This window comes from Sphingobium quisquiliarum P25 (assembly GCF_000445065.1).
Lineage (GTDB): Bacteria > Pseudomonadota > Alphaproteobacteria > Sphingomonadales > Sphingomonadaceae > Sphingobium > Sphingobium quisquiliarum.
In genome coordinates, this window is record NZ_ATHO01000085.1 from 1 (window position 1) to 26628 (window position 26628).

Sequence of the window (26628 nt, forward strand, 5' to 3'; positions counted from 1 at the left end):
CGGCCCTCGCCAGCAAGGCTTCGGCGGAAACCGGCACGTCGGATATGGTGCGGTCGGGCGACCCCAGCGGCGCGACTGGCTTGCCACCGACCGTCACCGCCAGCGCCTGCGGCCTGCCGGTCAGGATCATCGGGTTGCGCGCATTGGCGGGCAGGGTGAAGCTTTCCCCCTTCTTCATCAGCCCGTCCTTCAACCGCTCGCCCGTTTCGTCATAGATGCGCAGCCACACATCGTCATTGGCGGTGAAGACCACCGTCTGCACCACTGGAGCGGCGGGACGCGCGCTGGCGGCGGGCCTGGGGGCTGCGGCGGGCGCGGCCTGCTGCGCTGCCATCTCCTGCTCCGTGGGCGGCGTCAGCAACTGCGTGCGCCAGATGGTGAAGCCCGCCACAAGGATGATGACGATCGCCGCGGCGGTCCAGGCCAGCGCGCGCGAAGGCACCCGCGCCGGATCGGCCGGTTCGAACGTCTCGTAGCGATTGCTGCCCAGTTCCGAATTATGGACGGCGTTGCGCACATCGGCCGCGATCGCCACCTCGTCCAGTCCCACGGCGCGCGCATAGGCGCGGGCGAAACCCACGGCATAGGGAATGCCGGGGAGCGCCGAATAATCATCCCGCTCGATCGCTTCCAACTGGCGCTGCGCGATCCGCGTGCGCGTGGCGACATCCTGCACCGACAGGCCCTGCGCCTCGCGCGCGGCGCGCAGCTTCGCGCCAGCGGTGTCCGGCTGCGTTTCCGTCCCCGCCAGATCCGTTTCCATTTCCGGTTGTTCTGCCATGCTGCTCCGCGACCCTTTAAGGCAGTCTTGTCTCATTGCGGGACGGGGATTGTCAACGCCGCGCTGGCGGCCCGTACCCTGCTAATCAGTTCAATTCAGTTCGATTCCCCGCTCCGACGCCCAACCAGCCAGCCGGGCGCGCAGGTCCACCGCGCCCTCGTCCAGCAGGGATCGCATCAGAGCCTGCAACTCGGCGGCGTCGATGGCGCGGATCATCGCCTTGACCGGCCCGACCGACGCGGGCGTGATCGACAGCCGCCGCACGCCCAGGCCAATCAGCGCCATCGCCTCCAGCGTGCGCCCGCCCATCTCGCCGCATACGCCAACGGGGCATTCATAGGCCGCGCAGGTCCGCACCACCCGGTCAAGGAAGCGCAATATGGCGATGCTCAGCCAGTCATAGCGCTCGGCCAGCTTGGGATGCGCGCGGTCCGCGGCGAAGAGGAACTGGGTCAGGTCATTGGTGCCGATCGACAGGAAGTCGAGCTTGGGCAGCAGCAAATCCAGCACCTCCGCCAGCGCAGGCACTTCCAGCATCGCGCCATAGCGCACCGCCACGGGCACCTTCTTGCGCTGGGACAGCAGCCATGCGCGCTGATGCTCGACCAGGGCGCGCGCCTGCTCATATTCCCAGGGTTCCGACACCATCGGGAACATGATGTTCAACACCTTGCCCGCCGCCGCTTCCAGCAGGGCGCGCGCCTGCGCCTTCATCAGGCCGTCCCGGTCGAGCGCCAGCCGCAGCGCGCGCCAGCCCATCGCCGGATTGTCCTCCAGCTCGTCATCCCCGTCGCGCGTCATATAGGGCAGCGCCTTGTCGCCGCCGATGTCGACGGTGCGGAAGATGACCGGCCTGTCCCCGGCCGCGTCCAGCACATCCTTGTAGAGCCGCTGCTGCTTTTCCCGCTGCGGCAGGGTCGCCGACACCAGGAACTGGAATTCCGTGCGGAACAGGCCGATGCCGTCAGCGCCCACCAGGTCGAGCGCCTGCGCATCCTCCCGCAGGCCCGCATTGACCATCAGCTCGATCCGCTGCCCGTCCGTGGTCACGGACGGCAGGTCGCGCATGGCGGCGAATTCCGCCCGGCGCTTCTGCGTCACGTGCAGCTTGTTCTCGAACGCCTCGTCCATGTCGGCGGTGGGCCGGATCAGCAGGCTGTTCGACCCGACATCCATCAGGATGAGGTCGCCTTCATTCACCTTGTGCCGTATCTCGCGCACGCGCCCCAGCACCGGCACGCCCATCGCGCGCGCGACGATGGTCACATGCGCCGTCAGCGATCCTTCCTCCAGGATCACGCCCTTCAAGCGCCTGCGATCATATTCCAGCAGTTCCGCAGGACCCAGGTTGCGCGCGATCAATATGGCGTCCTGCCGCAAGCCAAGCTGCGCCGCCGTGCCAAGCTGGCCCGACACGATGCGCAGCAGGCGGTTGGCCAGATCCTCCAGATCGTGCATCCGGTCCTGCAACAGCGGATCGTCGATCTGCCGCATGCGCATCCGGGTGCGCTGCTGCACACGCTCGATCGCGGCCTCGGCGGTCAGGCCGCTGTCGATCGCCTCGTTGATGCGCCTGATCCAGCCTTCGTCATAGGCGAACATCTTGTATGTTTCGAGCACCTCCTGATGCTCGCCCTCGGTGCCGAACTCGGCCGTTCCGGTCATCCGGTCGATCTGTTCGCGCATCTTGGCGAAGGCGGAAATGACGCGCTGGCGCTCCGCCTCCGTATCTTCCGCGACGGTATGTTCGACATGGACGCGCGGCTGGTGGAACACGGCATGACCGCGCGCCATGCCCATCACCAGCTGCAATCCCTGCAACATGATGGTGCCGGTATCCTGCACCCGCGAATCCGCAGGGCCGTCATCCGCCAGCTCGGCGTTGGCGATCAGTTCGGACAGCACCATCGCCACCGTCTGAAGCGCCTCGATCTCCACTTCTTCATAGCGGCGCGGTTCGACATGCTGGACGCACAACACCCCGATCGCCCGCTCCCGCCGCACGATCGGCACGCCTGCAAAGCTGTGGAACAGCTCCTCCCCCGTTTCCGGGCGATAGCTGTAGTCGGGATGCGACGCCGCCTCGTCCAGGTTCAGCGTCTCGACATTGGTCGCGATCAGGCCGACCAGCCCCTCGCCCATCGCCATGCGGGTGACGTGGACGGCTTCCTGCTTCAGGCCGCGCGTCGCGAACAGTTCCAGCAGGCCCTCGCGCACCAGATAGATGGAGCAGACCTCGCTGGACAGCGCCTGGCCGATGATGTCGACCACCTTGTTCAGCTTCGCCTGGGCGCTGTTGCGCGCGGCCATGACCTCTTGCAGGTGGACCAGTATCTGGCGGGCGGCGGCGGCGGGCGTGCTTGGCATGAACAAGCGCTATCAGATCGCGGGCCTGCTTTCCAAGGGGAAGTCGGAACCGATCCGGCGGCTCGCGCAATAAATCGCAAAAATTTTGATGCGGACATGGTGTGGAAACAGGCCGTCCCTTCGTCTCCCCCTTTGGAAAATACATGCGATTGGTGAACAAGGGGACAGACGACATGACCATGATGTTGGAAAAGGACGCCCGCGAAGACCTGCTCGATCGCGGCTATTCGCGCCGCACGATCGGCAAGCTGTCGGCGCTGATGGCAGCGGGCGCCGCCGCCAATTCCCTGTTGATGCAGCCCGCCCTCGCGCAGCAGCAGGCCGCGCGCGGCATCAAGGGCGCGGTGCGCATCGGATCGAACGAATGCTGGGCCGGGCCTTTCCCCTCCGGCGTGGAGGCCGCCGCCAGGGCCGCATCCTTCGGCAACTGGTATGATCCCGACAATTACCGGGGCGACCTGATCTCCACCATCGCCAAGGTGGAAGGCATTTCGGACTCGCAGGTGATGCTCTGGCCGGGGTCGGGCGGCCCGCTGGTCAGCGTCGTCGCTGCCTATTGCTCGCCGGCCAAGGGGCTGGTCAGCGCCGATCCGACCTTCGAATCCGCATGGCGCACCGCCGACTATATGAAGGCGCCCATCGCCAAGGTTCCCCAGGCCATCGGCAAGGGCCATGACGTCAAGGCGATGCTGGCCGCCAATCCCAATGCGGGCCTCTATTATATCTGCACGCCCAACAATCCCACGGGCACGATCACGCCGCTCGCCGACATCAAATGGCTGCTGGACAACAAGCCCGCCGACGCGATGCTGCTGGTGGACGAAGCCTATATCCACTTTTCCGAAGCGCCCAGCGCCGTCAGCCTGATCAACGGCCGCAAGGACATCATCGTCATGCGGACCTTCTCGAAGCTGTTCGGCATGGCGGGCGTCCGCCTTGGTCTCACCTTCGCCGATCCTGAGGTGCAGAAGCGCATCATGCTGTTCGGACCCAGCGCTGGCGGCCTGTCGATCACCGCCATGGCGTGCGGCAATGCGGTCTATACCGAAAGCGGCCTCATCAAGGCGCGGCGGGAGGAAATGATCGCCAATCGCGACGAGACCATCGCCTGGCTCACGAAGAAGGGCATAAAGGTTCAGCCCGGCAGCGAGGCGAATATGTTCATGATGGACTGGAAGAAGCCCGCCAAGGACATGCAGGCCGCCCTGCTCGCCACGCCGGAAAAGGTGCAGATCGGCCGCAACTGGCCCATCTGGCCCACCGTCTCCCGCGTCACCGTGGGATCGGCGGACGACATGGCGAAGTTCCGCTCCGCCGTTGAAAAGGTAACCAAGGCCTGATGCCCCTAATCCTCCCCATCAAAGATGGGGAGGGGGGACCAGCCAAAGGCTGGTGGAGGGGAAATGCACGATTTTTTCGCATCTCCCCTCCGTCCAAGCTACACGCTGCGACCTCACCATGCTCGGCACGGCGGGGGATTGCAAAAGCTCAAGCCGTCGCTGCCGATGTCTCGCACAACTCCTTGAACTGCGCGGCCATCTCGTCCCATCCCGGATGGAATCCCATCTCCTCATGCCGCTTGAGCGCTTCCTCGCTCCAATGGCGCGCCGTGGCGGTGAAGCGCGTCCCCTCCCCTTCCCCGGCAAAGCTCCAGATAGAGGTAAGGAACGGCTCCTGCGGCACCCAGCCGGAGGCATAGGCATCGGTCGAAACCACCCGCTCTCCCGGCACGACATCCAGGAAGACGCCTTCCATCGGGCCGCTATCCTCGCCATCCGGGCCGAACATGCGCACCGCGCTGCGGCCGCCGGGGCGCAGATCTTCCTCGATCACCTCGGCCCGCCAAGGCTTGGGACAGAACCATTGGTCCTTCAGGTCGGTCCACACCTTCCATACGATCTCGCGCGGGGCGGCGATATGGCAGGTGACGGACAGTTCGAACGGTGCTCCGCTCATGCTGTCTCTCCCTCATAGGCTGCTTTCATCCGGGCAAGGTCCAGCTTCTGCATGGTCATCATCACGTCCATCATCGGCTGGATGCCGGGGCCGCCTTTCCTGTGCATCTCCATCACCTCTTCGGGCACGAGCTGCCAGGACAGGCCATATCTGTCCTTCAACCAGCCGCAGGGGCCGGGCGAACCGCCATTCGCCGTCAGCGCATCATGATAGCGATCCAGTTCCGCCTGATCCTTGCACGACACGGACAGCGACACCGCCTCGGTAAAACCGAATTCCGGGCCGCCGTTCAGTCCCTGATAGCTTTGCCCGAACAGGGTGAATTCAACCATCAGCACATCGCCGCCCTTGAAGGGCGCGGGCGTCGGCTGACCTTCGGGAAAGCGGCTGATCGAATCCACCGACCCGCCAAAGACCGAGATATAGAAGCGCGCAGCTTCCTCGGCCTGCCCGTTGAACCACAGGCAGGGTGAAATCTTCGACATCGTTCCTCTCCTTATGCTGCGGCTGGCCGCATGCCGACCAGCGCGAACATCGCGCCCTGCGGGTCCGTCGCCTGGATGATCCACGCGCCGCCCGGCACCTCCACGGGGCCGTTCAGCACCGTGCCGCCGCCCGCCTTCACCTTTTCCAGCGCCGCGTCGATGTCCGGCACGGCGAAGTAGAACAGCCACGCCGGCTCCGGCATTTCCTTCGGGCGCGGCATCATGCCGCCGGACATCTCGTCGAACCCGGTCGCGCCGGACATGGAGAAAAGCTGGTAACTGCCCATCTCGCCCATATCCATCGCCTGCCCCCGTCCCCATCCGAACTGGGACGTGTAGAAGGCCAGGTCCTTGTCGAAATCGCCGCTATACAATTCATGCCAGCCGACATGACCGTTCGCCATGGGCGGCGCGGCGTCCATCCCATCGGGGCTGGACCCCTTGAGCAGCATGAAGACCGCGCCACCCGGATCGCCCATCACCGCGAAGCGCCCGACGCCCGGAATATCCTCCGGCGCGCGCTTCACGCTGCCGCCAGCCTCGGCCAGACGCCTTGCATCGGCATCCACATCGGCCGACCCGATATAGCCGCCCCACCAGGGAGTCATGCCGCAATCCCTTGCCTCGGCAGGAATGCGCATGATCCCGCCCAGCGGGCCCGCGCTGCCCGACACGACATGATAGGGATCGTCCGTCCGCTCGCCGCCGAAAGGCTGCGCGGTCCAGCCGGCCACATCGCCATAGAAGCGGATCGCCGCTTCCGGGTCGCTGGTCATCAGCTCATACCAGAAGAATTTTCCGGTCAGGTCGCTCATCGTCCGCCTCCTTGTCAGGCACGCTCGTCGAGCAGCACGGAAAAGCCGCCATAGATCATGCGCTGGCCGTTGAACGGCATGGGCTGGCCTTCCTTCGGCTTCATCCGCTCGTCCGCCATCACCTTGGCCATGCCAGCGTCGCGCACGTCCTTCGATGGCCATTCGATCCAGGAAAAGACGACCTCCTCCTCATCCTCGGCGATCACGCTGGTGCGGAAGTCGTTGACCTTCCCCTGCTGGATATCGTCGCCCCAGCATTCGACCACACGGGTCGCGCCATGTTCGATGAAGATCGGCGCGGCATAGGCCGCCGCATCCTTATACGCCTGCTTGTTCCCCTTGGGCACGGGAACCACGAAACCGTCCATATAGCTCATCGTCTCTCTCCTTTGGTTGCGGCAGGCCGGTCAGGGATCAGGCGGCGGCCTCCTCGTTGGCCGCCATGGCCGCTTCCATGTCCATCCAGGTGACTTCCCAGATATGGCCGTCCAGATCGGCAAAGCTGCGGCCATACATGAAGCCATGATCCTGGCTTGGGTTCGGCTCCGCCCCGCCTGCTGCCAGCGCCTTTTCCGTCGTCGCGTCGACCTCCGCCCGGCTGGCCTCGCTCAGCGCCAGCAGCACCTGCGCCGTCTCATGCGCGTTGGGAATCTTGCGCGGCGTAAAGCTGCTGAACCGCTCATGCGTCAGCAGCATGACATGGATCGTTTCGGAAAAGCTGACCATCTGCGCGCTGTCATCGGCAAAGTCATTATTCCGCACAGCACCCGCCGCCTCATAAAAGGCGATCGAGGCGGGCAAATCCTTCACCGGCAAATTCACGAAAATCATCTTGGGAGCAGTTTGCGGCATCTTTTCTCTCCTCTGGATGCTGCATCGGCGGCGCCTCCGTCAGGGGAAGGATCGACTCACCGGCTTGATCTTTCTGCACCTCATAATTATCTTATGCAACATCAAAGTTAGAAAAGATAACTAAGGGTATCGGGACGTGAAAAAACGGGCATATCAGGACGGCTGCGCCGTCGCCCATGCGCTGGACTTGATTGGTGATCGCTGGGCCATGCCGATCATGCGGGAATTGATGCTGGGACCCAAGCGCTTCACCGATCTGCGCGCCAGCCTGCCCGGAATCAGCGCCAATGTGCTGACCCAGCGGCTGGAGGAGCTGGAGGCCGCCAGCGTCCTCATCCGCCGCCGCCTGCCCCCGCCTGCCGCCAGCCAGATTTATGAACTCACCGAATGGGGCCGCGAATCGGAAATCCTGTTCCAGGTGCTGGGCCGCTGGGCCTGCCGATCCCCCACGATGCAGCCGGGCATGCCGATGAGCAACGTGTCGGTGATCCTGTCGATGCGCACCATGATCGATCGCAGCCGGATCGGCGATATGGACGCGGTGATCGGCCTCCGCTTCGGCGAGGAGGAATTTCGCGCGGTGCTGCGTCAGGGCGACCTGCACATCGACCGGGGCTCGGTCGAAGGTGCGGATGCCATCATCAGCGGCGACCAGAATGCACTGGCAGCGGTGCTCTATGGCGGAGCCAGCTTCGATGATGTGAAGAACGCGCTTGAGGTGACAGGCGATTCCGGCCTTGCCCGGCGCTTTGCCCGGATGTTCCCGCTGCCACCCAAGGCGCCAGCGACCGCATCCGTGCCCGCAACCTGACATAATCCCGCGCGGATGGCGGCGTGTCAGGCGAGGGACTGGCTTATTTCACCGGCTTCGTCACCGGGAATGTGGGCACGATCACCTGCGTGACCGGCGGCACCAGCGGCTGGCCGCTGCCTTCCTGCGGCCGTGGAACCGGCACGCTGCTGGGCATCGCCGGGGGCAAAGCGAAGCCTGCCCCCGTTTCCGCAGGCGGCTTGGGCGGCGGGGGCAACGGCGTCGGCGACACGACCACCGTCACCGTTCCGCCAAAGCGGGACTGCCATTCGGCCAGCCGCCGCAGATAATCGGCATAGGCTTCGTAGAAATCCTGAAAGGGCTTTTCCAGCTGGGTCAGCGCTTCGGGCGCATAGTCCAGCAACTGGCTGGAAGGCATTGCAAGGATCTTTGCGCCCACCTCGATCGCGACGGGGCAGAAACTCTTCGTCACCGGCGGCAGCGCGAAGAAATTATAGACGACCGTGTTCAGCAGCTCGCGCGCCTGGAGCCCGCCGCTGCCATAGGCGGCGGTATAGTTGCGGTCGACCGCGGCATTGGCTTCCCGAAGTATGCCCTCATGGACATGCAATATCCGGTTATACTGGATGCGGGCGGGCTCGTTCACGCCATGGCAGGACAGGGCGGCGACGTTCAGCGCCATGCGCACATGCCACAGCGCGGTATTGGCCGTCACCCCGCGATTGGGCGTCAGATATTTGCCGTCGTCACCCACTTCGGGGATGCTCATATCCTCCACTGCGCCCATGGGCGGCAGCGGCTTCACCGTCGGCACGACCGGAGGCGGCGGCGTGGGCGGCGCCTTCTTCGGGGTCGAGCAGCCCGCGACCAGCGCCAGGGCGGCCACGGACAGGATTGTCCAGACACGGCAAGAAACGGCACGCAGCGGCACCCGAATTCCCTTATGCTAAGTTGCTCGCGGAAAACTCATGGCAAAGCCTGGCGTTCCTGGCGATGTCTGCCCGGATCGGTTCATCCCTCAACCGATTCGGTTCGTCCCGATAATCGGATCGGGAGGCTTTTCAGGCGCTCCGCCGCTCCAGCGCAATCGCGGCTTCGTCCATCAACTGGGCGATGATGCCGGCCACCGGCTCCTCCTTCGTCACCATGCCGACCGACTGCCCCGCCATCAGCGACCCGCCCTCGACATCGCCGTCGATCACGGCACGGCGCAACGCCCCTGCCCAATAATGTTCGATCTGCAACTGCGCCTCGGCCATGTCGACAGAGCCGCTGTCGAGCAGGTTCGCGACCTCCCGCTGCTTGGCGGTGAAGGCTTCCGTCCCGGCATTTTTAAGCGCGCGCACCGGGATGACCGGCAGGCGCGGATCGATCTGCACGCTGGCGATCGCGTCGCGGGCGGATGCGCGGAAGAACGCCTTCTTGAAGTTGGGGTGCGCGATGCTCTCGGTGGCGCAGGCGAAACGCGTGCCCAGTTGCACGCCCGCCGCGCCCATCTCCAGATAACCCGCGATCAATTCACCGCGCCCGATCCCGCCAGCCACGAACACCGGCAGTTGCGACGCCATTTCGGGCAGGATTTCCTGCGCCAGGACGCTGGTCGACACCGGACCAATATGGCCGCCCGCCTCCATCCCCTCGATCACCAGCGCATCCACGCCCGACCGCGCCAGCTTCTTCGCCAGGCTCAGCGCCGGGGCAAAGCAGATCAGCTTCGCGCCCTTTTGCTTGATCGCCTCGATGCTGCCCTTGGGCGGCAGGCCGCCCGCCAGCACGACATGGCCAACCTCATGCCTGGCGCAGACATCGATCAATTCGAACAACTGCGGGTGCATGGTGATCAGGTTCACGCCAAATGGCCTGGACGTCAGCGCCTTCGTCCCCGCAATTTCCTTGTCGAGCAGGTCGGGCGTCATCGCCCCGCAGGCGATCACGCCAAAGCCCCCGGCGTTGGAAATCGCCGCCACCAGGTTCCGCTCCGAAACCCAGCTCATCGCTCCGCACATGATCGCCACGTCGCAGCCCAGAAATTCGGTGCCGCGAGCCATCAGGGAGGTCAATTTGGCGTTGGTCATCGTGCAAACCTTCAGAATCAAATAGCCCCTCCCTTTCAGGCGTTTCGGGTCGATCATGCCCCCGGCATGACCTGAACAGCGCGGGGCGCCGTTCACCCGAAACAGGGTTGGGGTGGGTCGGCGCGCTTAGCGCCGGTCCAGCTATGGGTCAGGGCAGAAGCTCCCCGGATCAGGTCCAGGGCCGCACCCGCCCCCAGCCCCCTCCCGCCTGCGGGAGGGGAGATAAACTGTCAAGCGACGGGCGCGTCCAGCCCATAGGCCGTGTGCAGCACGCGCACCGCCAGTTCGGTCTCGTCCTCGTCGATCAGCACCGAAACCTTGATCTCGCTGGTCGAGATGGCGAGGATGTTGATCCCACGATCGGCCAGCGACTTGAACATGGTCGACGCCACGCCCGCATGACTTTTCATGCCGACGCCCACCACGCTGATCTTCGCGACCTTCGTATCGGGGATCACGCGGTTGAAGCCGATGACGTCCTTCTGGCTTTCCAGCACGTCCAGCGCCCGCGCCAGGTCAGCGCCCGGCACGGTGAAGGTCACGTCCGTCTCGCCCTTGTCGCGGCCGACATTCTGGATGATCATGTCGACGTTGATCGCCGCGTCGGCCAGCGGGCCGAAGATGTGCGCCACGGCGCCCGGACGATCGGGCACGCGGGTAACGGTGATCTTCGCCTCATTCTTGTCATGGGCGATGCCGGTGATGAGCTGACGTTCCATCTTGTCTTCCTTGAGCTTGGCTTCCAGTTCCTCTTCGCTGACGATCAGCGTGCCGGGGAGGTCTTCCTGGGTGGGATCATCGAAGGAGGAAAGCACCTGCACGACCACGCCTTCCTTCATGGCGAGGCCGACCGAGCGGGTCTGGAGCACCTTGGCCCCGACCGAGGCCAGCTCCAGCATCTCCTCATAGGTGACGAGGTCGAGCTTGCGCGCACGCGCCACGATGCGGGGATCGGTCGTGTAGACGCCGTCCACATCGGTATAGATGTCGCAGCGATCCGCCTTCACCGCCGCAGCCACCGCAACCGCCGAAGTATCCGAACCGCCACGGCCCAGCGTGGAGATGCGGCCATCCTCCATCATGCCCTGGAAGCCCGGAATCACCGCCACGGTGCCCGAGCGCATGGACGCCAGAAGGTCGATCGTGTCGATCTCGCCTATGCGCGCCTTGGCATGCGCCTCATTGGTGCGGATGGGAAGCTGCCAGCCAAGCCAGCTACGCGCGTCCACGCCCATGGCCTTGAGCGTCATGGCGAGAAGGCCGCTCGTCACCTGCTCCCCGCTCGCGACCACCACATCATATTCGGCCGGATCGTAGAGCGGCGATGCTTCCTTGCAGAAACCCACCAGCCGGTCCGTCTCGCCCGCCATGGCGGACACGACGACCGCGACCTCATGACCCTGGTCCACGACATGCTTGACCCGCGCGGCCACGTTGCGAATTCGCTCCATCCCCGCCATGGAGGTGCCGCCGAATTTCATCACGATGCGCGCCATTTGCCTGTCGAACCTGTCTGCTGATCTGGAAAGAATGTTGCCGCCCGCATGGGCAAAACGGCGCTCCTATTAGCAGCAGCGGCGAATATGGCAAGCAAGCCGATGGTCCGGGGAACTCCGATGCCGCCCGCACATTCCTTTGCGGGACAGCTATGGAGGATGGGATGGAAGCGAACCTGTGGGCGTTCGTCACGATCGGCGGGCCGATCTTGCTGGGCGCGGTGCTGATCTTCGTCATCTTGAGCAACCGCAAGCATCGGAGCCGGGAGGAGCTTGCCCGCACCGAAGCCGCCACGCGGGACCTGCACCGCCGCCTGGATGCGGAGGACAAGGCGCTGAACGGCGAAGGTCCGCCCGTGCGGCCCTGACGCGCGAATATCATGGCGCGGGGCGGCGGATATTGATAGCTACGGCCCATGGCTATCGCGACGATCGATCCCCGTGAGGCAGCGCATTTCGGCGCAATGGCGGCTGACTGGTGGGACCCCACGGGCAGCAGCGCCATGCTGCACAAGCTCAACCCCGTGCGGCTGCGCTATATCCGTGAAGCGGCCGACTGGCACTGGCATACCGACGAACATGGCTTCCGCCCGCTCGCCGGGAAGCGCGCGCTCGATGTTGGCTGCGGCGCTGGCCTGCTGGCCGAACCGCTTGCCCGGCTGGGGGCCGCCGTCACGGCGCTCGACGCGGCGGAGGAGAATATCGCGGTCGCCCGCCTTCATGCTGATGGGCAAGGCCTGACGATAGACTATCGGACGACGCCAGTGGAGCAGCTGGATGCGGGCGAATTCGACCTCATCACCTCCATGGAGGTGGTGGAGCATGTCGCCGATCCCGCCGCCTTCGTGGCCGCGCTGGCCCGGCGCCTGTCGCCCGGCGGGCTGCTCATCATGTCCACGCCCAACCGCACCCCGCTTTCCCGCCTGGCGATGATCACGGTCGGCGAAAGCCTGGGCGGCATTCCCAGGGGGACGCATGACTGGGATCGCTTCCTGAAGCCCGATGAACTCGGCAAGCTGCTGACGGATGCGGGGCTGGAGGTCACGGACGTCACCGGCCTCTCCTTCGATCCGCGCAAGGGCTTGATCCTTTCGCCCAGCAAGGCGATCAACTATCTGCTGACCGCGCGCCATCCGCAGGGCTGACGGCGTGCGGACCGGAGCCTGGGGGCCGGAGCCTAGACCCCGGCGGCTTCCGCGCGGGCGATCAGCGCCCTTGCTTCCTCGACATGCATGCTTTCGATCATCCGCCCTTCGAAGCGTTCCGCCCCGCCGGTGGCCGCCTCTATCAGGCGGCGCGCGTCCGCCACAGCCTGCGGGTCCGGCCCGAACACCTGATTGGCGACCGTCACCTGGCTTGGGTGGATCAGCGTCTTGCCGTCAAAGCCCAGCGCATGGCCCTCCGCGCATTCCGCTTCCAGCCCGGCTTCATCGTCCAGCCGGTTGAAGACGCCGTCGAACACGGCGACCCGATGGGCGCGCGCGCTCAGGATCACGGACTGCATCGCGTGGGACAGCCCTTCCCGTCCGGCCGATGGCGGGATGCCAAGATCCTGCCTCAGGTCGTTGATGCCCAGGAACAGGCCCGCCGTCCCCTCCGCCGACGCGATGGAGGATGCGGCAAGCACCCCGACAGCGCTTTCGATCATGGCGATGACCGGCTTCTGGCAGACGCTGAACACATCCTTCACCTGCCGCATGCATTCGACCTTGGGCAGGACGACATAGTCCGCCGCCGACCGCTTGACCGCGACCATCTCCGGCCCGTGCCACGATGTTCCCTCGATATTGATGCGGATCGCTGACAGGCGGCGGCCAAAGCCTTCGTCCACGGCCTGGATGGCGTTGGCGCGCGCTTCCTCCTTCCGGTCATCGGGAACGGCGTCCTCCAGGTCCAATATCACCATGTCGCACGGCAGCGTCCGCGCCTTGGCGATGGCGCGCGGGTTCGATGCAGGCAGGAAAAGCAGCGAGCGGGCATGGCGCAGCAACATGGTCAATCTCCTGGTTCGGCCGGGCATCTTTGATGTTGGCCTTTTCCCCTCGGCGAATCCGCGTCATAGTCAAGCGCTTCTTCGGGGGGATGGAAAGATGCTGACGACATTCGCGCTGACGGTGACTCTGCTGGTGCTGTTCTACCTGGCCGTGAGCGTCAAGGTGGTGCGGCAGGGCTATCAATATACCATCGAACGCTTCGGCCGCTTCACCGAAGTCGCCCGGCCGGGCCTCAATTTCTACCCCGCCTTCTTCTATTCCGTCGGGCGCAAGATCAACATGATGGAGCAGGTTGTCGACATTCCGGGGCAGGAGATCATCACCAAGGACAATGCCATGGTGTCCGTCGATGGCGTCGTCTTCTTCCAGGTGCTGGACGCGGCCAAGGCGGCCTATGAAGTGTCCGAACTCTATGTCGCCATCATGCAGCTTGCCACGACCAACCTGCGCACCGTGATGGGTTCCATGGACTTGGACGAAACCCTGTCGAAGCGGGACGAGATCAACGCCCGGCTGCTGTCAGTGGTCGATCATGCGACCAACGCCTGGGGCATCAAGATCACCCGCGTCGAATTGAAGGACATCCGCCCGCCCGCCGACATCGTCAACGCCATGGGCCGCCAGATGAAGGCGGAGCGTGAAAAGCGCGCGCTGATCCTCGAATCCGAAGGCTTGCGCGCCTCCGAAATCCTGAAAGCCGAAGGACAGAAGCAGAGCCAGATACTGGAAGCCGAAGGCCGGCGCGAAGCCGCCTTCCGTGACGCCGAAGCCCGCGAGCGCGAGGCGGAAGCCGAAGCAAAGGCGACGCAGATGGTCTCCGAAGCGATCGCCAGCGGCAACGCGCAGGCGATCAACTATTTCGTCGCGCAGAAATATGTCGAGGCGGTGAGCCAGTTCGCCAGCTCGCCCAACGCCAAGACCATCCTCTTTCCCGTCGAGGCGACCCAGCTCATCGGCACGCTGGGCGGCATCGGCGCGCTGGCGAAGGAAGCGCTGGGCGATGGCCCGACGCCGCCCGCCCCGCCTGCGCCCCCGCGCCGGGGCCCGTTCGACCGGGGCCAGGCCTGATGGAATGGCTGACCGCGCTGGAGGATCATTGGTGGTGGCTCGTCTTCGCCGCGCTGCTGGGCATCGGCGAAGTGGTGGTGCCGGGCGTCTTCCTGATCTGGGTCGCGCTGGCGGCGGCGGTGACGGGCCTCATCGCGCTGGCGCTGCCCCTGTCCGTGCCAGTCCAGTTCCTGATCTTCGCCGGGCTCTGCCTGGTCGCGGTCTGGGGCGGGCGGCGCTGGTATGCCGCCAATCCCGTGGCGTCGCAGGACCCGCTGCTCAATGACCGCACCGCCCGCCTGATCGGCGAAACGGTCGTCGTGGTAGAAGCGATCGAAGGCGGCCACGGCCGCGTGCGGGTCGGCGACAGCGTCTGGTCCTGCCGCGGCCCCGATGCGCCAGCAGGCGCGCGCGTGCGGATCACCGGCGCGGATGCGTCAATCCTACAGGTGGAACTGGCCTGAGGAGAGCGGCTGGCGACCTCTAATCCCCCTACGCAAGACGTAGGGGGATTGGGATAGCTCCCCAATCACCAACGGAAAAAGGGGACCAGCGCCACCGCGCCAGCCCCTCCCCTGTCCAGCTTCCCGTCAATCAGCCGACGAAGGCACGCTCTATCACATAAGCGCCCGGCGCGGCGTTGGAGCCTTCGGCGAAGCCATGCTCCTCGAAATAAGCGCCGAATTGCTTGATCATTTCCATGCTGCCGCACATCATGACGCGGTCGGTTTCCGGGTTGAACCTGGCCTCGCCCGGAATGCCTTCGAACAGGGCGCCGCTTTCCACCAGCTTGTCGATCCGCACATTGTTGCGGAACGGTTCGCGGGTGACGGTGGGCACATAATGGAACTGCGCCGCCGCCTGTTCCGCCACCAGCGGGTCTTCGGCCAGCTTGCCAGTCAGCTCGTCATGGAAGGCAAGGTCGCTGACCCGGCGCACCGAATGGACGACCACGACCTGCTCGTAAAATTCATAGACGTCGGGGTCGCGCGCCAGGCTGAGGAAGGGCGCAAGGCCGGTCCCGGTGGACAGCATGAACAGCCGCTTGCCCGGCAGCAACGCGTCGGTCACCAGCGTGCCGGTGGGCTTGCGGCCAAGATAGATCTGGTCGCCCGGCTGGATCAGTTGCAGCTTGGACGTCAGCGGGCCGTCCTGCACCTTGATCGACAGGAATTCCAGTTCCTCGTCCCAGGCGGGGCTGGCGACGGAATAGGCGCGCAGCAGCGGTTTGCCATTGTCGCCCTGGAGTCCGATCATCACGAACTCGCCCGACCGGAAGCGGAAGCTCGCCGGACGGCTGATGCGGAAGCTGAACAGATGCTCGTTCCAGTGCCGCACGGACAGCACGGTTTCAACTGTCAGGGCGCCAGTCGGCTCCAGCACCGGCTTTTCGATCGTCACGTCGCTCAAAACCTTTTCTCCTGCCAAATCCAATCCGCCAGCGTCCCCGGTCAGCAAGCGCTAGTTGCGTGGCTTTCGCAATAAATGTTGGCGGGCGAATGCCTTTCCGGCACCGCGAAGGCAAGGTGAAAAAACTTTCGCGCCCGATAGCTGATGATCTTCAACGCCGCCAAATGGCTCAGGCCATGGGGCAGATATAGAGAGTGGAGCGGCGCTCCGCCATGCCGCAGGCGAAACTGACTTTCACCGGATCGCCGCGTCCCTTCGCCAGCCGCTCCCCTGCCGGGCTTCGTGAATTGCCCGCTCCCCCGGCATAGATGTTCAACAGGATCACAGCCGCAAGGGCCGCGCCCGCGCGCAGCGTAAAAGCCATGGTCACAATCCCCCGCTTAGCGCCGTACAATTGTATGGCGGCGCGGACCATAGCCGCTTTTCAGGGATGATGCAGCCCCCGATGCGAATCTTTCGCATCTAGGCGAGCAAAGAAACCCGCCTCGCCGTAGCGTCAGCCGAACAGGCCCTTGGCCAAACGGCTGAGCTCGTTGATCGGGTTGCCGTCGCCGTCACGGTCGAACAAGCCGCCGATCGCGCCCATGATCGCTTCCGGCCCGCCAAATTTGGCGAGCAGCGTCTGGAGGCCGTCAGCCGACACGCCATGCTCCGCCGCCGTTGCGGCAAGAGCGGTGACGTCCGTCTCGCCTGCCGCGATCCTGCCGCCAATCTCCGTCATCAATGCCTGCATCTGCTCCGGGGTAACGCCCAACTGTCCGGCCACCGCTTCCAGGCCGCCAACGCTGTGCAGAAGATCGTTAAACATCGCCATCCCCAAATGCTGCTCAATTCGCCGCAACATAGCACCGCCGCAGGCAGACCAAAAGGAAAAGAGCCGATGGGGTCCTTCCCCACCGGCTCCCTGCCTTGTCTCTTGACGGACTCCTCAGGCGGCGGTCAGCGCCGCCTCGCGCACCGAAGCGTCCACATGGCTTTCGAACTGGGCGAAATTGTCCACGAACTGCTTCACCAGCTTGGTCGCGGTTTCGTCATAGGCGGCCTGGTCGGCCCAGGTCGCGCGCGGATCGAGGATGGTCGAATCCACGCCCGGCACCGCCACCGGCACCTGGAACCCGAAATTGGGATCGGTGCGGAATTCGGCATCGTTCAGGCTGCCGTCCAGCGCCGCATTGAGCAGCGCGCGCGTGACCTTGATCGGCATGCGCTTGCCGACGCCATATTTACCGCCCGTCCAGCCGGTGTTCACCAGCCAGCAGGTGACGACGCCCTTGTTGATCCGGTCCTTGAGCAGATTGCCGTAGACCGAAGGGTGACGCGGCATGAAGGGCGCGCCGAAGCAGGTGGAGAAGGTCGCCGATGGCTCCGTGACGCCGATCTCGGTGCCCGCCACGCGCGCGGTGTAGCCCGACAGGAAATGGTACATGGCCTGATCCGGCGTCAGCCGCGCGATCGGCGGCAGCACGCCATAGGCGTCGGCGGTCAGGAAGATGATGTTCTTGGGCACCGGACCCAGATTCTTTTCCGACGCATTGGGAATGAAGTCGATCGGGTAGGAGCCACGGCTGTTTTCCGCCAGGCTGTTGTCGTCCAGGTCGATCTCGCGCGTATCCTCGTCGATGACGACATTTTCCAGCACCGTGCCGAACCGCTTGGTGGTGGCGAAGATCTCCGGCTCGGCCTCGGCCGACAGGTTGATCATCTTGGCATAGCAGCCGCCTTCGAAGTTGAAGACCGCCGTGTCCGACCAGCCATGCTCGTCGTCGCCGATCAGGGTGCGGCTGGCATCGGCCGACAGGGTCGTCTTGCCCGTGCCCGACAGGCCGAAGAAGACCGCCGTGTCGCCGTTCGCGCCGATATTGGCCGAACAGTGCATCGGCATCACGCCCTTGGTGGGCAGCAGATAGTTGAGGATGCCGAACACCGACTTCTTCATCTCGCCCGCATAGCGCGTGCCGCCGATCAGGATCAGCTTCTCGGTGAAATTGACCGCGATCACCGTTTCGCTGCGGGTGCCGTGGCGCGCAGGGTCCGCCTGGAATGTCGGCAGGTCGATGATCGTATATTCAGGCGTGAAGCCCGTCAGTTCCTCAGCGCCCGGCCGCACCAGCAGCGTGCGGATGAACAGGTTGTGCCAGGCCAGTTCGTTGATGACGCGCACATTGACGCGATATTCGGGCTGCGATCCGCCGAACAGGTCGGCGACATACAGCTTGTCCTTTTCGCCCAGCGCCTTGAAGAAGTCGGCCTTCAGCGCGGCGAAATGTTCCGGCGTCATCGGCACATTGGTTTTGCCCCACCAGATGGTGGATTCGGTTTCCGCATCCCTGACGATGAACTTGTCATTGGCCGAACGGCCCGTATGCTTGCCCGTCTTGACGACCAGCGGGCCGTCCTTCGCCAGCACGCCTTCGCCATTGACGATCGCGGCTTCGACCAGCGGCGCGGTGCCCAAATTCCAGAACTGCACAGCATTGGTGGTAATGCCCTGATGATCCAGGGTAGTAGAGGATTTGGCCTGCACGCCTTAACTCCTGATGTCAAAACTCTCAGATCGCGAACAACGACCGCTTGCGACCGATCCGCCCCTCAGCGCCACATCCTTGAACGTGCGGCGTCATTTATTGCAGACGGTTGGCGGCATAGCCTTTTTGAGGGCCCAGCGTCAAACCCCCGGCGGCCTTGCTTTGCGGCGATTTTCTCTGCTCGTCGCGCGGGGGCAAGCGCCTACCCCTTTCTTGCGGGGGGAGCGGCCATGGTCTAACGCAGCATTGCGGGCCTGCCAGGCCTGCCAGGGATTAGCGGACGATCGACGGGACGAAGCATGAGCGCAACCATCGCCCTTGTGGATGATGACAAGAATATCCTGACATCCGTGTCCATCGCCTTGCAGAGCGAAGGCTTCATGACGCGCCTTTATTCCGACCCGGACGCGGCGCTCAAGGCGCTGGTGGACAATCCGGCCGACCTTGCCGTGTTCGACATCAAGATGCCGGGCATGGACGGGCTGGAACTGCTCCGCCGCCTGCGGGAAAAGAGCCAGATGCCCGTCATCTTCCTGACGTCGAAGGCCGATGAGCTGGACGAGGCGCTGGGGCTGGCGATGGGCGCGGACGACTATATCTCCAAGCCCTTTTCGCAGCGGCTGCTGATCGCGCGCATCCGCGCCATATTGCGCCGGGCCGAAGTCAGCCGGGCGGTCGAAACGCCCGGCGAGCCGGTATCCGAACCGATCGTGCGCGGGCGGCTGGAAATGGACCCGGCCCGGCATCGCGTGAAGTGGCTCGGCCGCGACGTCACGCTGACCGTCACCGAATTCCTCATACTCGAAACGCTGGCGACGCGCCCCGGCGTGGTCAAGAACCGCAACCAGTTGATGGATGCCGCCTATCAGGATGACGTTTATGTCGACGACCGCACCATCGACAGCCACATCAAGCGCCTCCGCCGCAAATTCCGCGAGGTCGACCCCGAATTCAACGCAATCGACACCCTCTATGGCGCCGGATACCGTTTCTCTGAAGAATGATCTCCGGGGGGGCGGAGGGTTGCGCTGGTCCGGGCGGATCAGCCTGACCCCGCGCATCCTGGCGGTCAACGTCTTCGCCCTCGCGCTGCTGGCGGGCGGCTTCTTCTATCTGGACAGCTATCGCACACGGATCGTCGATGCGCGGCTCCAGCAATCGGCGCGCGAACTCAAGCTGCTCGCACTGGGCCTGGAAAATGCGCCCGCCGACCGCCATGACGCGCTGATCGCCGCCTATGCGCGGCAGACCAGGGACCGCGTCCGCCGCTATGCCCCGGACGGCAGGGTGATCGCCGACAGCTTCACCATGGACGCCCCGCGCTACCGCCTGCGCACGCCCGACGAAGAGGAATGGAAGCGCCATGTCGCCCGCTTCCTCGACCGGGTCGTGGACCGCGTCGTATCCGCCGACAGCCCGCCCAGCTTCGAGGAACCGGCGGTGGACCGGGCCGAAGCCTGGCCCGAACTGATGCTGGCGCGCAAGACGGGCAAGCCCCAGGCGATGAACCGCTATGCGCCCGACCGCACTTTCATGATATCGGCGGCGGCAAGCGTGAAGGACGGGACCAGCCTGCTCGCCACCGAAAATGCGCGCGACATCACCCGCACCGTGCGGGCGGAGCGGCTGCGGCTGGGCATCGTCATCGCCGCCGCCGTGCTGGCGTCCGTGCTGCTCTCGCTGTTCCTCGCCCGCACCATCGTCCAGCCGCTCCAGCGCCTCGCCCGCGCCGCCGTGCGCGTCCGGCTGGGGCGCGCGCGCGAAGTCACCGTTCCGCGCCTGCCCGACCGCCGGGACGAAATCGGCATGCTCGCCCGCGCCCTGTCGGACATGAGCCACGCCCTGCGGCAGCGCATCGACGCCACCGACGCCTTCGCCGCCGATGTCAGCCATGAACTCAAGAATCCCATCGCCTCGCTGCGGTCTGCCCTCGATGCGCTGGACCGGGTCGACCGGCCGGACCTGCGCGCTCAGTTGATGGCGATCGCGCAAGACGATGTGCGCCGCCTCGACCGGCTGGTGACCGACATTGCCGAAGCCTCGCGGATCGATGCCCAGCTCTCCCGCACCCGCTTCGAACCGATCGACCTTGGCCTGCTGATCGAACGCATGGTCGTCGCGCGCGAGGCCCGGGGCGTCCCGCGCGGCGTGCGCCTGGCCTTCGCCCGCCCGCGCAAGGATGTCGCCGTGGTCCTGGGCGAGGAACAGCGGCTGATGCGCGTGCTCGACAATCTGATCGACAACGCCATCTCCTTCTCCCCCGACGGCGGGCTGGTGCAGATCGTCGCGACCGTCGCCGACAATGAAGTGCTGGTGAGCGTCGAGGATGAAGGCCCCGGCGTGCCGGAGTCGCAGCGCGAGCATGTCTTCCGCCGCTTCCACAGCGTCCGCCCGGAAAATGAGGCGTTCGGCAAGCATTCGGGGCTGGGCCTCGCCATCGCCCGTTCCATCGTGGAGGGGCATCAGGGCAAGATCAGCATCGCCGACCGCGAGGATAATCAGAGCGGCGCCTGCTTCATGCTCCGCCTGCCCATGGCCGTGGAACGCGACCCCGGCATTGTGTCGGAATAGGACAGACCCGGCTTTCCCATCAAATCGATTCCCACCGCCCTGAACTGGGTCTATGAAGGGGTGGAGCGATATGACGCGGCAACAATCATCCGAAACCCTGCACGCAAGCAGCGTCTCCATCGGCGGACGCGCGGTGCTGCTGTCCGGCCCCAGCGGCGCGGGCAAGTCCGACCTTGCGCTGCGCCTGATCGACAGGGGCGCCACGCTGATCAGCGACGATTATACGGTGGTCACATGGGCGGACGGGCGGCTGGAGGCCAGCGCCCCCGCCACCATCGCGGGCAGGATGGAGGTGCGCGGCATCGGCCTTGTCGACATGCCATGCGTCAAATCCGCGCGCGTCGCCCTGATCATCGACCTTGGCCAGCATGTGGAGCGCATGCCCGCCGATCCTGAAATGCGGTCCGTCGCGGGCGCGCAGGTGCCGGTGATCAGGCTCGCGGGGCTGGAGCCATCCGCGCCGGTGAAGGTCGAACTCGCGCTCAGGATGGCGGGGCTGGCATGAACGCTCCGCCCCCCAAGACAATCCTTCTCGTGTCGGGCCTTTCGGGCGCGGGCAAGACGACCGCGCTCAAGACGCTGGAGGATATGGGGTGGGAAGTGGTGGACAATCTTCCCCTGCTGCTGCTGGAACGGCTGCTCGACACGCCCGTGCCCGCTGGCCATGGGGAGCTTGACGACCGGCCGCTGGCGATCGGCATCGACGCGCGCACCCGCGGCTTCAACGCCAACGCCATCGTCCAGCGGATCAAGGCGCTGCGCTCCCGTCACGGCCATGACATCGAAACGCTGTTTCTCGACTGTTCCGACATGGAACTGGAGCGGCGCTTCGCCGAAACGCGCCGCCGCCACCCGCTGGCGTCCGACCGGCCCGCCGCCCACGGCCTCGCGCGCGAGCGTGAACTGACGGAGCCGATGCGCCGCTGGGCGACCCATGTGATCGACACCACCAGCCTCACCAGCAACGGGCTGCAACAGGAAATCCGCAACCGCTTTTCCCGCGACGGCCTGTCCGCGCCGGTGCTGACGATCATGTCCTTCGGCTTTTCGCGCGGCGTGCCCCTGAACGCTGATCTGATGTTCGACATGCGCTTCCTGCGCAATCCGCATTGGGACGATGAGCTGCGGCCCAGGACCGGGCTCGACCCCGCAGTCGCCGCCTATATCGCCGAAGATCCGGCTTATGAGGACTCCGTCCGCCGGATAGAGGAGCTTCTGGCGATGCTCCTGCCGCGCTATGCGGACAGCGGCAAAAGCTATGTCACCGTCGCGTTCGGCTGCACCGGCGGACGGCATCGTTCGGTGCATGTTGCCGACCGTGTCGCCAAATACTTGCAACATGCGGGCTTTTCGCCCACGATCTCGCACCGCAATATGGAATCAGCGCCCCAGGACGCCCTGGAGAAGCGCAGACCGGGAGGCCCGAAAGCTCAATCATGAAAAAAGTGGGCCTCGTAACTCAATGATCGGACTCGTACTCGTCACTCATGGATCGCTGGCGACCGAATTTGTCGTGGCCATGGAGCATGTGGTCGGCCCGCAGCAGCAGATCGAAACCATCTGCATCGGCCCGGAAGATGATATGGAGGTGCGCCGCGCCGACATTGCCTCGGCGGTGGAGCGGGTGAATGACGGATCGGGCGTCATCCTGCTGACTGACCTGTTCGGCGGCACGCCCTCCAACCTCGCCATATCGCTGCTCAAGGCGGGCGAGATCGAAGTGATCGCGGGCATCAACCTGCCCATGCTCATCCGCCTGGAAAGCGCGCGCAAGGTCATGGACGTGCGCCAGGCAGTCGCCGCCGCCCGCGAAGCCGGGCAGAAATATATCAGCGTCGCATCGGAATTGTTGGGCAGCACCACATGAGCGAAATCAGCCGGGAAGTCCTGATCAGCAACAAGCGCGGTCTGCACGCGCGGGCAAGCGCCAAGTTCGTGACGCTCGCCAGCGGCCTTCCCGCGCAGATCACCGTGCGCAAGGACGGCAGCGAGGTGACGGGCACGTCCATCATGGGCCTGATGATGCTGGGCGCGGCGCTGGGGGATTCCATCACCATCAGCGCCACTGGTCCCGAAGCGGCGGAATCGCTGGGCAAGCTGGTCATGCTGGTCGAAGACAAGTTCGGCGAAGAATAGCTCTTTCTCGCGCCGCCCCGGCCCGATAGAGAGGCCGCCTCGTCCCAAGGAGGAAAGCAGGCGCAGTGGCACGCGAGATCACCGGATTTTCCAACCCGCTGGTGAAGCGTGTCCGATCCCTGCGCGAAAAGAAATTCCGCAAGGCCGAAGGGCTGTTCCTGGCGGAAGGGCTGCGCATTCTCACCGAAGCGCGGGAAGAAGGCGTGCTGCCCGAAATGCTGTTCCACGCAGGGTCCAGCCATCCCCTCGCCGCCGATCTGATCGCCGCGATGGAGGCGGCGGGCGGCGACGTCATCGAAACCACGCCGGACATTCTGTCGAAAATATCGGGCAAGGATAATCCCCAGGCGGTCGTGGGCGTCTATCGCGACCGGCTGACCCCCCTTGATAAGCTGGACCGGACCAAAGCCGGCATATGGATCGTCGCCCAATCGCTGCGCGACCCCGGAAATCTCGGCACCATCCTGCGCACGGGCGATGCCGTGGGCGCGGGCGGCCTCATCCTGATCGACGATTGCGTCGATCCCTTTTCCGTCGAGTCCGTGCGCGCATCCATGGGCGCGCTCTTCACCCAGTCCATCACCCAGGCCCGCTGGGGCGAATTCATGCACTGGCTGCGGCAGGGGCCGGGCGAACTGATCGGCACCAGCCTCAAGGCGACTCAGGATTATCAGGAGCCGCGCTATGCCAGCCCCTCCTTCCTGCTGGTCGGGAACGAGGCGCAAGGACTGCCGGAAGCCTATGAGGCGGAATGCGACCAGCTTGTGAAGATGCCGATGCTGGGCAAGGCCGACAGCCTCAACGCCGCCGTCGCCTGCGCGGTGATGGCCTATGAACTGCTGAACCAGAAGCGAGCGAAGCGATAGAGCAAGGCCGGTCATCCTCATCCGTTCGGGCTGATCCTGTCGAAGCCCCTCTCTTTTCCTTGAAAAGGACGGCCCTTGCGGCGAGCGGCGGATAAGGCGGCCTGACGGATTTTCAGGGGGGAAGAAGAGGACGATGGCTAACGAAGGTATCGGAGCGATGCTGCGCCACAAGCGGGTGCTGGCGGCCAGCCTGATCGGCACGGCGGTCGAATTCTACGATTTCTACATCTATGCGACCGCCGCCAGCCTGGTGTTCGGCCCCCTCTTCTTCCCGGCCTCATCCCCCTCGGCCCAGTTGCTGGCGGCCTATGGCTCCCTTGCCCTCGCTTTCTTCGCGCGGCCGTTGGGCGCGGCGGTGTTCGGCCATTATGGCGACCGCATCGGACGCAAGGCGACGCTGGTCACCTCGCTCATGCTGATGGGCGGGTCGACGCTCGCCATCGGATTCCTGCCGACCTATCAGATGATCGGCTGGTGGGCGCCGCTGATCCTGTGCATCCTGCGCTTTGGCCAGGGCTTCGGCCTTGGCGGCGAATGGGGCGGCGCGGCGCTGCTGGCGGTGGAAAACGCCCCGCCCGGCTGGCGCGCGCGCTTCGGCATGTTCCCGCAGCTTGGCGCGCCCGTCGGCTTCCTGGCCGCTAATGGACTGTTCCTGATTCTCGGCATGTTCCTGACGGACGAGGATTTCTTCGCCTGGGGCTGGCGCCTGCCCTTCCTTGGCAGCGCGGTGCTGGTCTTCCTGGGCCTCTGGGTCCGGCTCAAGCTCACCGAAACGCCGGAATTCGCCGCCGCCCAGGCCGAAGCGCCCCCACCCGCCTTGCCGCTCGCCACATTGCTCTCCAGCCATCTGGGCGCGGCGATCGCGGGCACCTTCGCCGTGGTCGCCTGTTTCGCCGTCTATTATATCGCCACCGCCTTCGCGCTCGGCTACGGCACCACCACGCTCAAGATCGACCGGGAAATCTTCCTCGCGATCCAGCTTGGCGCGATCCTGTTCATGGCGATCAGCATCGTCATCGCAGGCTGGTGGTCGGACAAGACCAGCCCCACCCGCGTGCTGGTGGCGGGCTGCATCGGCACCGTGCTGATGGGCGTCATCTTCGGTCCCGCCATGGGCACCGGGCAGTTGCTGCCGATCTTCCTGATCCTCAGCCTCGCCCTGTTCCTGATGGGCTTCGTCTACGGGCCGCTGGGCGCCTATCTCCCCCACCTCTTCCCGGTCCAGTTGCGCTATACCGGCGCGTCCTTCGCCTTCAACCTCGGCGGCATCATCGGCGGCGCGCTCGCCCCGATCGTCGCGACCTGGCTCATCCAGGTGCAGGGCGTGGCGCTCGTCGGCCTCTATATGTCGGCGGCGGCGGCGATCAGCCTCGCAGGCCTCTGGTTCACAAGCCGCAACCCCACCTGAAATCCTCCCCATTTTTGATGGGGAGGGGGACCATGCAAAACATGGTGGAGGTGAAAATCTACAGCCTCGCCATATCTCCTCCACCCTTGCAGCCTGCGCCAAATAGCGCGACACGCACAGCGATGACCACCCTGCCCATCCATGCCGTGCTGCCCGATCTGCTCGCCAGCTTGCGCCTGGGCAGCAATGCCGTGCTGGTCGCGCCGCCCGGCGCGGGCAAGACGACGGCGGTCGCGCCCGCCCTGCTCGACCAGCCATGGTGCACGGGTCAGGTGCTGCTGCTGTCCCCGCGCAGGCTGGCGGCGCGCGCTGCCGCCGAACGCATCGCCGAACTGATGGGCGAGCAGCCGGGCGGGACCGTGGGATACGCCACGCGGATGGATTCCAAAGTTTCGGCCCGCACCCGCTTATTGGTGCTGACCGAAGGCATCTTCGTGCGGCGGATTCAGGATGACCCGGAACTGTCCGGCATATCGGCCGTGCTGTTCGACGAAGTGCATGAGCGCAGCCTGGACAGCGATTTCGGGCTGGCGCTCGCTCTGGATGCGCAGGCGGCATTGCGGCCGGACCTGCGCATCGTGCCGATGTCGGCGACGCTGGACGGCGCGCGCTTCGCCCAATTGCTGGACGGTGCGCCGGTGATCGAAAGCGAGGGCCGCATCCAGCCGCTCGAACTGCGCCATGCCGGGCGTTCGGCGGAAAAGCGGATCGAGGATGACATGGCCGCCACGATCCGCCGTGCGCTCAGGGAGGAAGCGGAGGGCGACATCCTCGCCTTCCTGCCCGGCGTGGCGGAGATCGAGCGCACGGCCGATCGGGTCGAGGGCGAGGACATTGAAATCCACAAGCTGCACGGCAGTCTGGACCCCGCCGCCCAGCGCGCCGCCATCCGTCCCTCGCGGGAGGGACGGCGCAAGCTGATACTGGCGACCTCCATCGCGGAAACCAGCCTGACCATCGACGGGGTGCGGATCGTCATCGATTCGGGGCTGGCGCGGCGGCCGCGCTATGACCGGGCGGCGGGCGTCACCCGGCTGCTGACCGAACGGGCTAGCCAGGCGGCGGCGACGCA

At 65.2% G+C, this 26628-nt stretch carries 30 protein-coding genes; 15 read left to right on the forward strand and 15 right to left on the reverse strand.

Going from position 1 to position 26628, the window contains the following annotated elements:
- Together L288_RS31850 and ptsP are read right to left on the reverse strand one after the other, a co-directional pair.
- Positions 1-781, reverse strand: a 781-nt coding sequence (locus L288_RS31850; RefSeq protein ID WP_021238272.1) for a helix-turn-helix domain-containing protein, incomplete at its 3' end; no start/stop codon positions are given.
- Positions 782-871: 90 nt separating this feature from the next.
- The gene (gene ptsP / locus L288_RS31855; protein WP_030539619.1) at positions 872-3148 is read right to left on the reverse strand and encodes a phosphoenolpyruvate--protein phosphotransferase; all 2277 of its coding nucleotides are present in this window, start codon (positions 3146-3148) and stop codon (positions 872-874) included.
- A gap of 173 nt (positions 3149-3321) precedes the next feature.
- Between ptsP and L288_RS31860 the strand changes: the two genes are divergently transcribed.
- Positions 3322-4488, forward strand: a complete 1167-nt coding sequence (locus tag L288_RS31860) for a pyridoxal phosphate-dependent aminotransferase (protein WP_021238275.1) — start codon at positions 3322-3324, stop codon at positions 4486-4488.
- 148 nt (positions 4489-4636) lie between these two features.
- Here the strand turns inward: L288_RS31860 and L288_RS31865 are convergent, their stop codons facing one another.
- Genes L288_RS31865 through L288_RS31885 form a run of 5 tightly spaced genes read right to left on the reverse strand, consistent with a single transcriptional unit; the run spans position 4637 to position 7256 of the window.
- Positions 4637-5104, reverse strand: coding sequence for an SRPBCC family protein (locus L288_RS31865; protein WP_021238276.1), 468 nt, complete (start codon positions 5102-5104; stop codon positions 4637-4639).
- Positions 5101-5589, reverse strand: a complete 489-nt coding sequence (locus tag L288_RS31870) for a VOC family protein (RefSeq protein WP_021238277.1) — start codon at positions 5587-5589, stop codon at positions 5101-5103. Before L288_RS31870 ends, L288_RS31865 begins: the two co-directional genes overlap by 4 nt.
- An 11-nt stretch (positions 5590-5600) precedes the next feature.
- Positions 5601-6404, reverse strand: a complete 804-nt coding sequence (locus tag L288_RS31875; protein WP_021238278.1) for a VOC family protein — start codon at positions 6402-6404, stop codon at positions 5601-5603.
- Between the two features lie 14 nt (positions 6405-6418).
- Positions 6419-6781: a DUF1428 domain-containing protein gene (locus L288_RS31880; protein ID WP_021238279.1), complete on the reverse strand. Its 363-nt coding sequence runs from the start codon at positions 6779-6781 to the stop codon at positions 6419-6421.
- A gap of 37 nt (positions 6782-6818) precedes the next feature.
- A complete protein-coding gene (locus L288_RS31885; RefSeq protein ID WP_021238280.1) occupies positions 6819-7256 on the reverse strand; it encodes a VOC family protein in 438 nt (145 codons plus the stop codon).
- Between the two features lie 136 nt (positions 7257-7392).
- On the opposite strand from L288_RS31885, the gene L288_RS31890 reads away from it, so the two are divergent.
- Entirely contained in the window at positions 7393-8067 is a 675-nt protein-coding gene (locus L288_RS31890; RefSeq protein WP_021238281.1) for a winged helix-turn-helix transcriptional regulator, read from the forward strand.
- A gap of 43 nt (positions 8068-8110) precedes the next feature.
- Here the strand turns inward: L288_RS31890 and L288_RS31895 are convergent, their stop codons facing one another.
- The 3 genes from L288_RS31895 to L288_RS31905 all read right to left on the reverse strand — a co-directional run bounded on the left by L288_RS31895 (position 8111) and on the right by L288_RS31905 (position 11599).
- Positions 8111-8959 (reverse strand): hypothetical protein, encoded by an 849-nt coding sequence (locus tag L288_RS31895; RefSeq protein ID WP_021238282.1) that lies wholly within the window; start codon positions 8957-8959, stop codon positions 8111-8113.
- 130 nt (positions 8960-9089) lie between these two features.
- Positions 9090-10103: an NAD(P)H-dependent flavin oxidoreductase gene (locus L288_RS31900; protein ID WP_030539624.1), complete on the reverse strand. Its 1014-nt coding sequence runs from the start codon at positions 10101-10103 to the stop codon at positions 9090-9092.
- A 230-nt stretch (positions 10104-10333) separates the two neighbouring features.
- Positions 10334-11599, reverse strand: coding sequence for an aspartate kinase (locus L288_RS31905; RefSeq protein ID WP_021238284.1), 1266 nt, complete (start codon positions 11597-11599; stop codon positions 10334-10336).
- 164 nt (positions 11600-11763) lie between these two features.
- Here L288_RS31905 and L288_RS0121580 point away from each other — a divergent pair, with 164 nt between their 5' ends.
- Positions 11764-11967, forward strand: coding sequence for a hypothetical protein (locus L288_RS0121580; RefSeq protein WP_021238285.1), 204 nt, complete (start codon positions 11764-11766; stop codon positions 11965-11967).
- Positions 11968-12015: 48 nt separating this feature from the next.
- Positions 12016-12744: a bifunctional 2-polyprenyl-6-hydroxyphenol methylase/3-demethylubiquinol 3-O-methyltransferase UbiG gene (gene ubiG, locus L288_RS31910; RefSeq protein ID WP_021238286.1), complete on the forward strand. Its 729-nt coding sequence runs from the start codon at positions 12016-12018 to the stop codon at positions 12742-12744.
- 32 nt (positions 12745-12776) lie between these two features.
- On the opposite strand, the gene L288_RS31915 is transcribed toward ubiG, so the two are convergent.
- Positions 12777-13592 carry an HpcH/HpaI aldolase/citrate lyase family protein gene (locus L288_RS31915; RefSeq protein WP_021238287.1) on the reverse strand — a complete coding sequence of 272 codons (816 nt, stop codon included), beginning with the start codon at positions 13590-13592 and terminating at the stop codon, positions 12777-12779.
- 97 nt (positions 13593-13689) lie between these two features.
- Here L288_RS31915 and L288_RS31920 point away from each other — a divergent pair, with 97 nt between their 5' ends.
- Both L288_RS31920 and L288_RS31925 read left to right on the forward strand, forming a co-directional pair.
- Positions 13690-14661, forward strand: coding sequence for an SPFH domain-containing protein (locus L288_RS31920; protein WP_031304378.1), 972 nt, complete (start codon positions 13690-13692; stop codon positions 14659-14661).
- Positions 14661-15104 carry an NfeD family protein gene (locus L288_RS31925; protein ID WP_021238289.1) on the forward strand — a complete coding sequence of 148 codons (444 nt, stop codon included), beginning with the start codon at positions 14661-14663 and terminating at the stop codon, positions 15102-15104. The genes L288_RS31920 and L288_RS31925 overlap by 1 nt, the downstream gene beginning before the upstream one ends.
- A 130-nt stretch (positions 15105-15234) precedes the next feature.
- On the opposite strand, the gene L288_RS31930 is transcribed toward L288_RS31925, so the two are convergent.
- The 4 genes from L288_RS31930 to L288_RS31945 all read right to left on the reverse strand — a co-directional run bounded on the left by L288_RS31930 (position 15235) and on the right by L288_RS31945 (position 18574).
- The gene (locus tag L288_RS31930) at positions 15235-16050 is read right to left on the reverse strand and encodes a ferredoxin--NADP reductase (RefSeq protein WP_021238290.1); all 816 of its coding nucleotides are present in this window, start codon (positions 16048-16050) and stop codon (positions 15235-15237) included.
- A gap of 169 nt (positions 16051-16219) precedes the next feature.
- Positions 16220-16414, reverse strand: coding sequence for a hypothetical protein (locus L288_RS31935; RefSeq protein ID WP_037482546.1), 195 nt, complete (start codon positions 16412-16414; stop codon positions 16220-16222).
- 132 nt (positions 16415-16546) lie between these two features.
- On the reverse strand, positions 16547-16864 hold the full coding sequence (locus L288_RS31940) for a hypothetical protein (RefSeq protein WP_021238292.1): 318 nt from the start codon (positions 16862-16864) through the stop codon (positions 16547-16549).
- A 114-nt stretch (positions 16865-16978) separates the two neighbouring features.
- Positions 16979-18574, reverse strand: a complete 1596-nt coding sequence (locus L288_RS31945; RefSeq protein WP_021238293.1) for a phosphoenolpyruvate carboxykinase — start codon at positions 18572-18574, stop codon at positions 16979-16981.
- Between the two features lie 300 nt (positions 18575-18874).
- On the opposite strand from L288_RS31945, the gene L288_RS31950 reads away from it, so the two are divergent.
- The 9 genes from L288_RS31950 to L288_RS31990 all read left to right on the forward strand — a co-directional run.
- Positions 18875-19579 (forward strand): response regulator transcription factor, encoded by a 705-nt coding sequence (locus tag L288_RS31950; RefSeq protein WP_021238294.1) that lies wholly within the window; start codon positions 18875-18877, stop codon positions 19577-19579.
- Complete coding sequence (locus L288_RS31955; protein WP_031304380.1) at positions 19548-21146, forward strand: sensor histidine kinase; 1599 nt, start codon at positions 19548-19550, stop codon at positions 21144-21146. Before L288_RS31950 ends, L288_RS31955 begins: the two co-directional genes overlap by 32 nt.
- Positions 21147-21216: 70 nt before the next feature.
- Positions 21217-21651, forward strand: coding sequence for an HPr kinase/phosphorylase (locus L288_RS31960; RefSeq protein WP_021238296.1), 435 nt, complete (start codon positions 21217-21219; stop codon positions 21649-21651).
- Positions 21648-22586 (forward strand): RNase adapter RapZ, encoded by a 939-nt coding sequence (rapZ, locus tag L288_RS31965; RefSeq protein ID WP_021238297.1) that lies wholly within the window; start codon positions 21648-21650, stop codon positions 22584-22586. Before L288_RS31960 ends, rapZ begins: the two co-directional genes overlap by 4 nt.
- A 22-nt stretch (positions 22587-22608) precedes the next feature.
- On the forward strand, positions 22609-23013 hold the full coding sequence (locus tag L288_RS31970; protein ID WP_021238298.1) for a PTS sugar transporter subunit IIA: 405 nt from the start codon (positions 22609-22611) through the stop codon (positions 23011-23013).
- Positions 23010-23282, forward strand: a complete 273-nt coding sequence (locus L288_RS31975) for an HPr family phosphocarrier protein (RefSeq protein ID WP_021238299.1) — start codon at positions 23010-23012, stop codon at positions 23280-23282. Before L288_RS31970 ends, L288_RS31975 begins: the two co-directional genes overlap by 4 nt.
- Positions 23283-23347: 65 nt before the next feature.
- Positions 23348-24148, forward strand: a complete 801-nt coding sequence (locus L288_RS31980; RefSeq protein WP_021238300.1) for a TrmH family RNA methyltransferase — start codon at positions 23348-23350, stop codon at positions 24146-24148.
- A gap of 133 nt (positions 24149-24281) precedes the next feature.
- Positions 24282-25556: an MFS transporter gene (locus tag L288_RS31985; RefSeq protein ID WP_041208189.1), complete on the forward strand. Its 1275-nt coding sequence runs from the start codon at positions 24282-24284 to the stop codon at positions 25554-25556.
- Positions 25557-25678: 122 nt separating this feature from the next.
- Positions 25679-26628, forward strand: a 950-nt coding sequence (locus L288_RS31990; protein ID WP_021238302.1) for a DEAD/DEAH box helicase, incomplete at its 3' end; no start/stop codon positions are given.

Excerpts from the sequence above, each read along its gene's own strand:
- L288_RS31985 (WP_041208189.1), top strand. The coding sequence starts at position 24,282 with ATGGCTAACGAAGGTATCGGAGCGATGCTGCGCCACAAGCGGGTGCTG.
- ptsP (WP_030539619.1), bottom strand. The coding sequence starts at position 3,148 with ATGCCAAGCACGCCCGCCGCCGCCGCCCGCCAGATACTGGTCCACCTG.
- L288_RS31925 (WP_021238289.1), top strand. The coding sequence starts at position 14,661 with ATGGAATGGCTGACCGCGCTGGAGGATCATTGGTGGTGGCTCGTCTTC.
- L288_RS31940 (WP_021238292.1), bottom strand. The coding sequence starts at position 16,864 with ATGGCGATGTTTAACGATCTTCTGCACAGCGTTGGCGGCCTGGAAGCG.
- L288_RS31905 (WP_021238284.1), bottom strand. The coding sequence starts at position 11,599 with ATGGCGCGCATCGTGATGAAATTCGGCGGCACCTCCATGGCGGGGATG.
- L288_RS31880 (WP_021238279.1), bottom strand. The coding sequence starts at position 6,781 with ATGAGCTATATGGACGGTTTCGTGGTTCCCGTGCCCAAGGGGAACAAG.
- rapZ (WP_021238297.1), top strand. The coding sequence starts at position 21,648 with ATGAACGCTCCGCCCCCCAAGACAATCCTTCTCGTGTCGGGCCTTTCG.
- L288_RS31915 (WP_021238287.1), bottom strand. The coding sequence starts at position 13,592 with ATGTTGCTGCGCCATGCCCGCTCGCTGCTTTTCCTGCCTGCATCGAAC.
- L288_RS31885 (WP_021238280.1), bottom strand. The coding sequence starts at position 7,256 with ATGCCGCAAACTGCTCCCAAGATGATTTTCGTGAATTTGCCGGTGAAG.
- L288_RS31920 (WP_031304378.1), top strand. The coding sequence starts at position 13,690 with ATGCTGACGACATTCGCGCTGACGGTGACTCTGCTGGTGCTGTTCTAC.
- L288_RS31935 (WP_037482546.1), bottom strand. The coding sequence starts at position 16,414 with ATGGCTTTTACGCTGCGCGCGGGCGCGGCCCTTGCGGCTGTGATCCTG.
- L288_RS0121580 (WP_021238285.1), top strand. The coding sequence starts at position 11,764 with ATGGAAGCGAACCTGTGGGCGTTCGTCACGATCGGCGGGCCGATCTTG.
- L288_RS31955 (WP_031304380.1), top strand. The coding sequence starts at position 19,548 with ATGGCGCCGGATACCGTTTCTCTGAAGAATGATCTCCGGGGGGGCGGA.
- L288_RS31875 (WP_021238278.1), bottom strand. The coding sequence starts at position 6,404 with ATGAGCGACCTGACCGGAAAATTCTTCTGGTATGAGCTGATGACCAGC.
- L288_RS31975 (WP_021238299.1), top strand. The coding sequence starts at position 23,010 with ATGAGCGAAATCAGCCGGGAAGTCCTGATCAGCAACAAGCGCGGTCTG.
- L288_RS31870 (WP_021238277.1), bottom strand. The coding sequence starts at position 5,589 with ATGTCGAAGATTTCACCCTGCCTGTGGTTCAACGGGCAGGCCGAGGAA.
- L288_RS31900 (WP_030539624.1), bottom strand. The coding sequence starts at position 10,103 with ATGACCAACGCCAAATTGACCTCCCTGATGGCTCGCGGCACCGAATTT.
- L288_RS31960 (WP_021238296.1), top strand. The coding sequence starts at position 21,217 with ATGACGCGGCAACAATCATCCGAAACCCTGCACGCAAGCAGCGTCTCC.
- L288_RS31860 (WP_021238275.1), top strand. The coding sequence starts at position 3,322 with ATGACCATGATGTTGGAAAAGGACGCCCGCGAAGACCTGCTCGATCGC.
- ubiG (WP_021238286.1), top strand. The coding sequence starts at position 12,016 with ATGGCTATCGCGACGATCGATCCCCGTGAGGCAGCGCATTTCGGCGCA.
- L288_RS31950 (WP_021238294.1), top strand. The coding sequence starts at position 18,875 with ATGAGCGCAACCATCGCCCTTGTGGATGATGACAAGAATATCCTGACA.
- L288_RS31970 (WP_021238298.1), top strand. The coding sequence starts at position 22,609 with ATGATCGGACTCGTACTCGTCACTCATGGATCGCTGGCGACCGAATTT.
- L288_RS31865 (WP_021238276.1), bottom strand. The coding sequence starts at position 5,104 with ATGAGCGGAGCACCGTTCGAACTGTCCGTCACCTGCCATATCGCCGCC.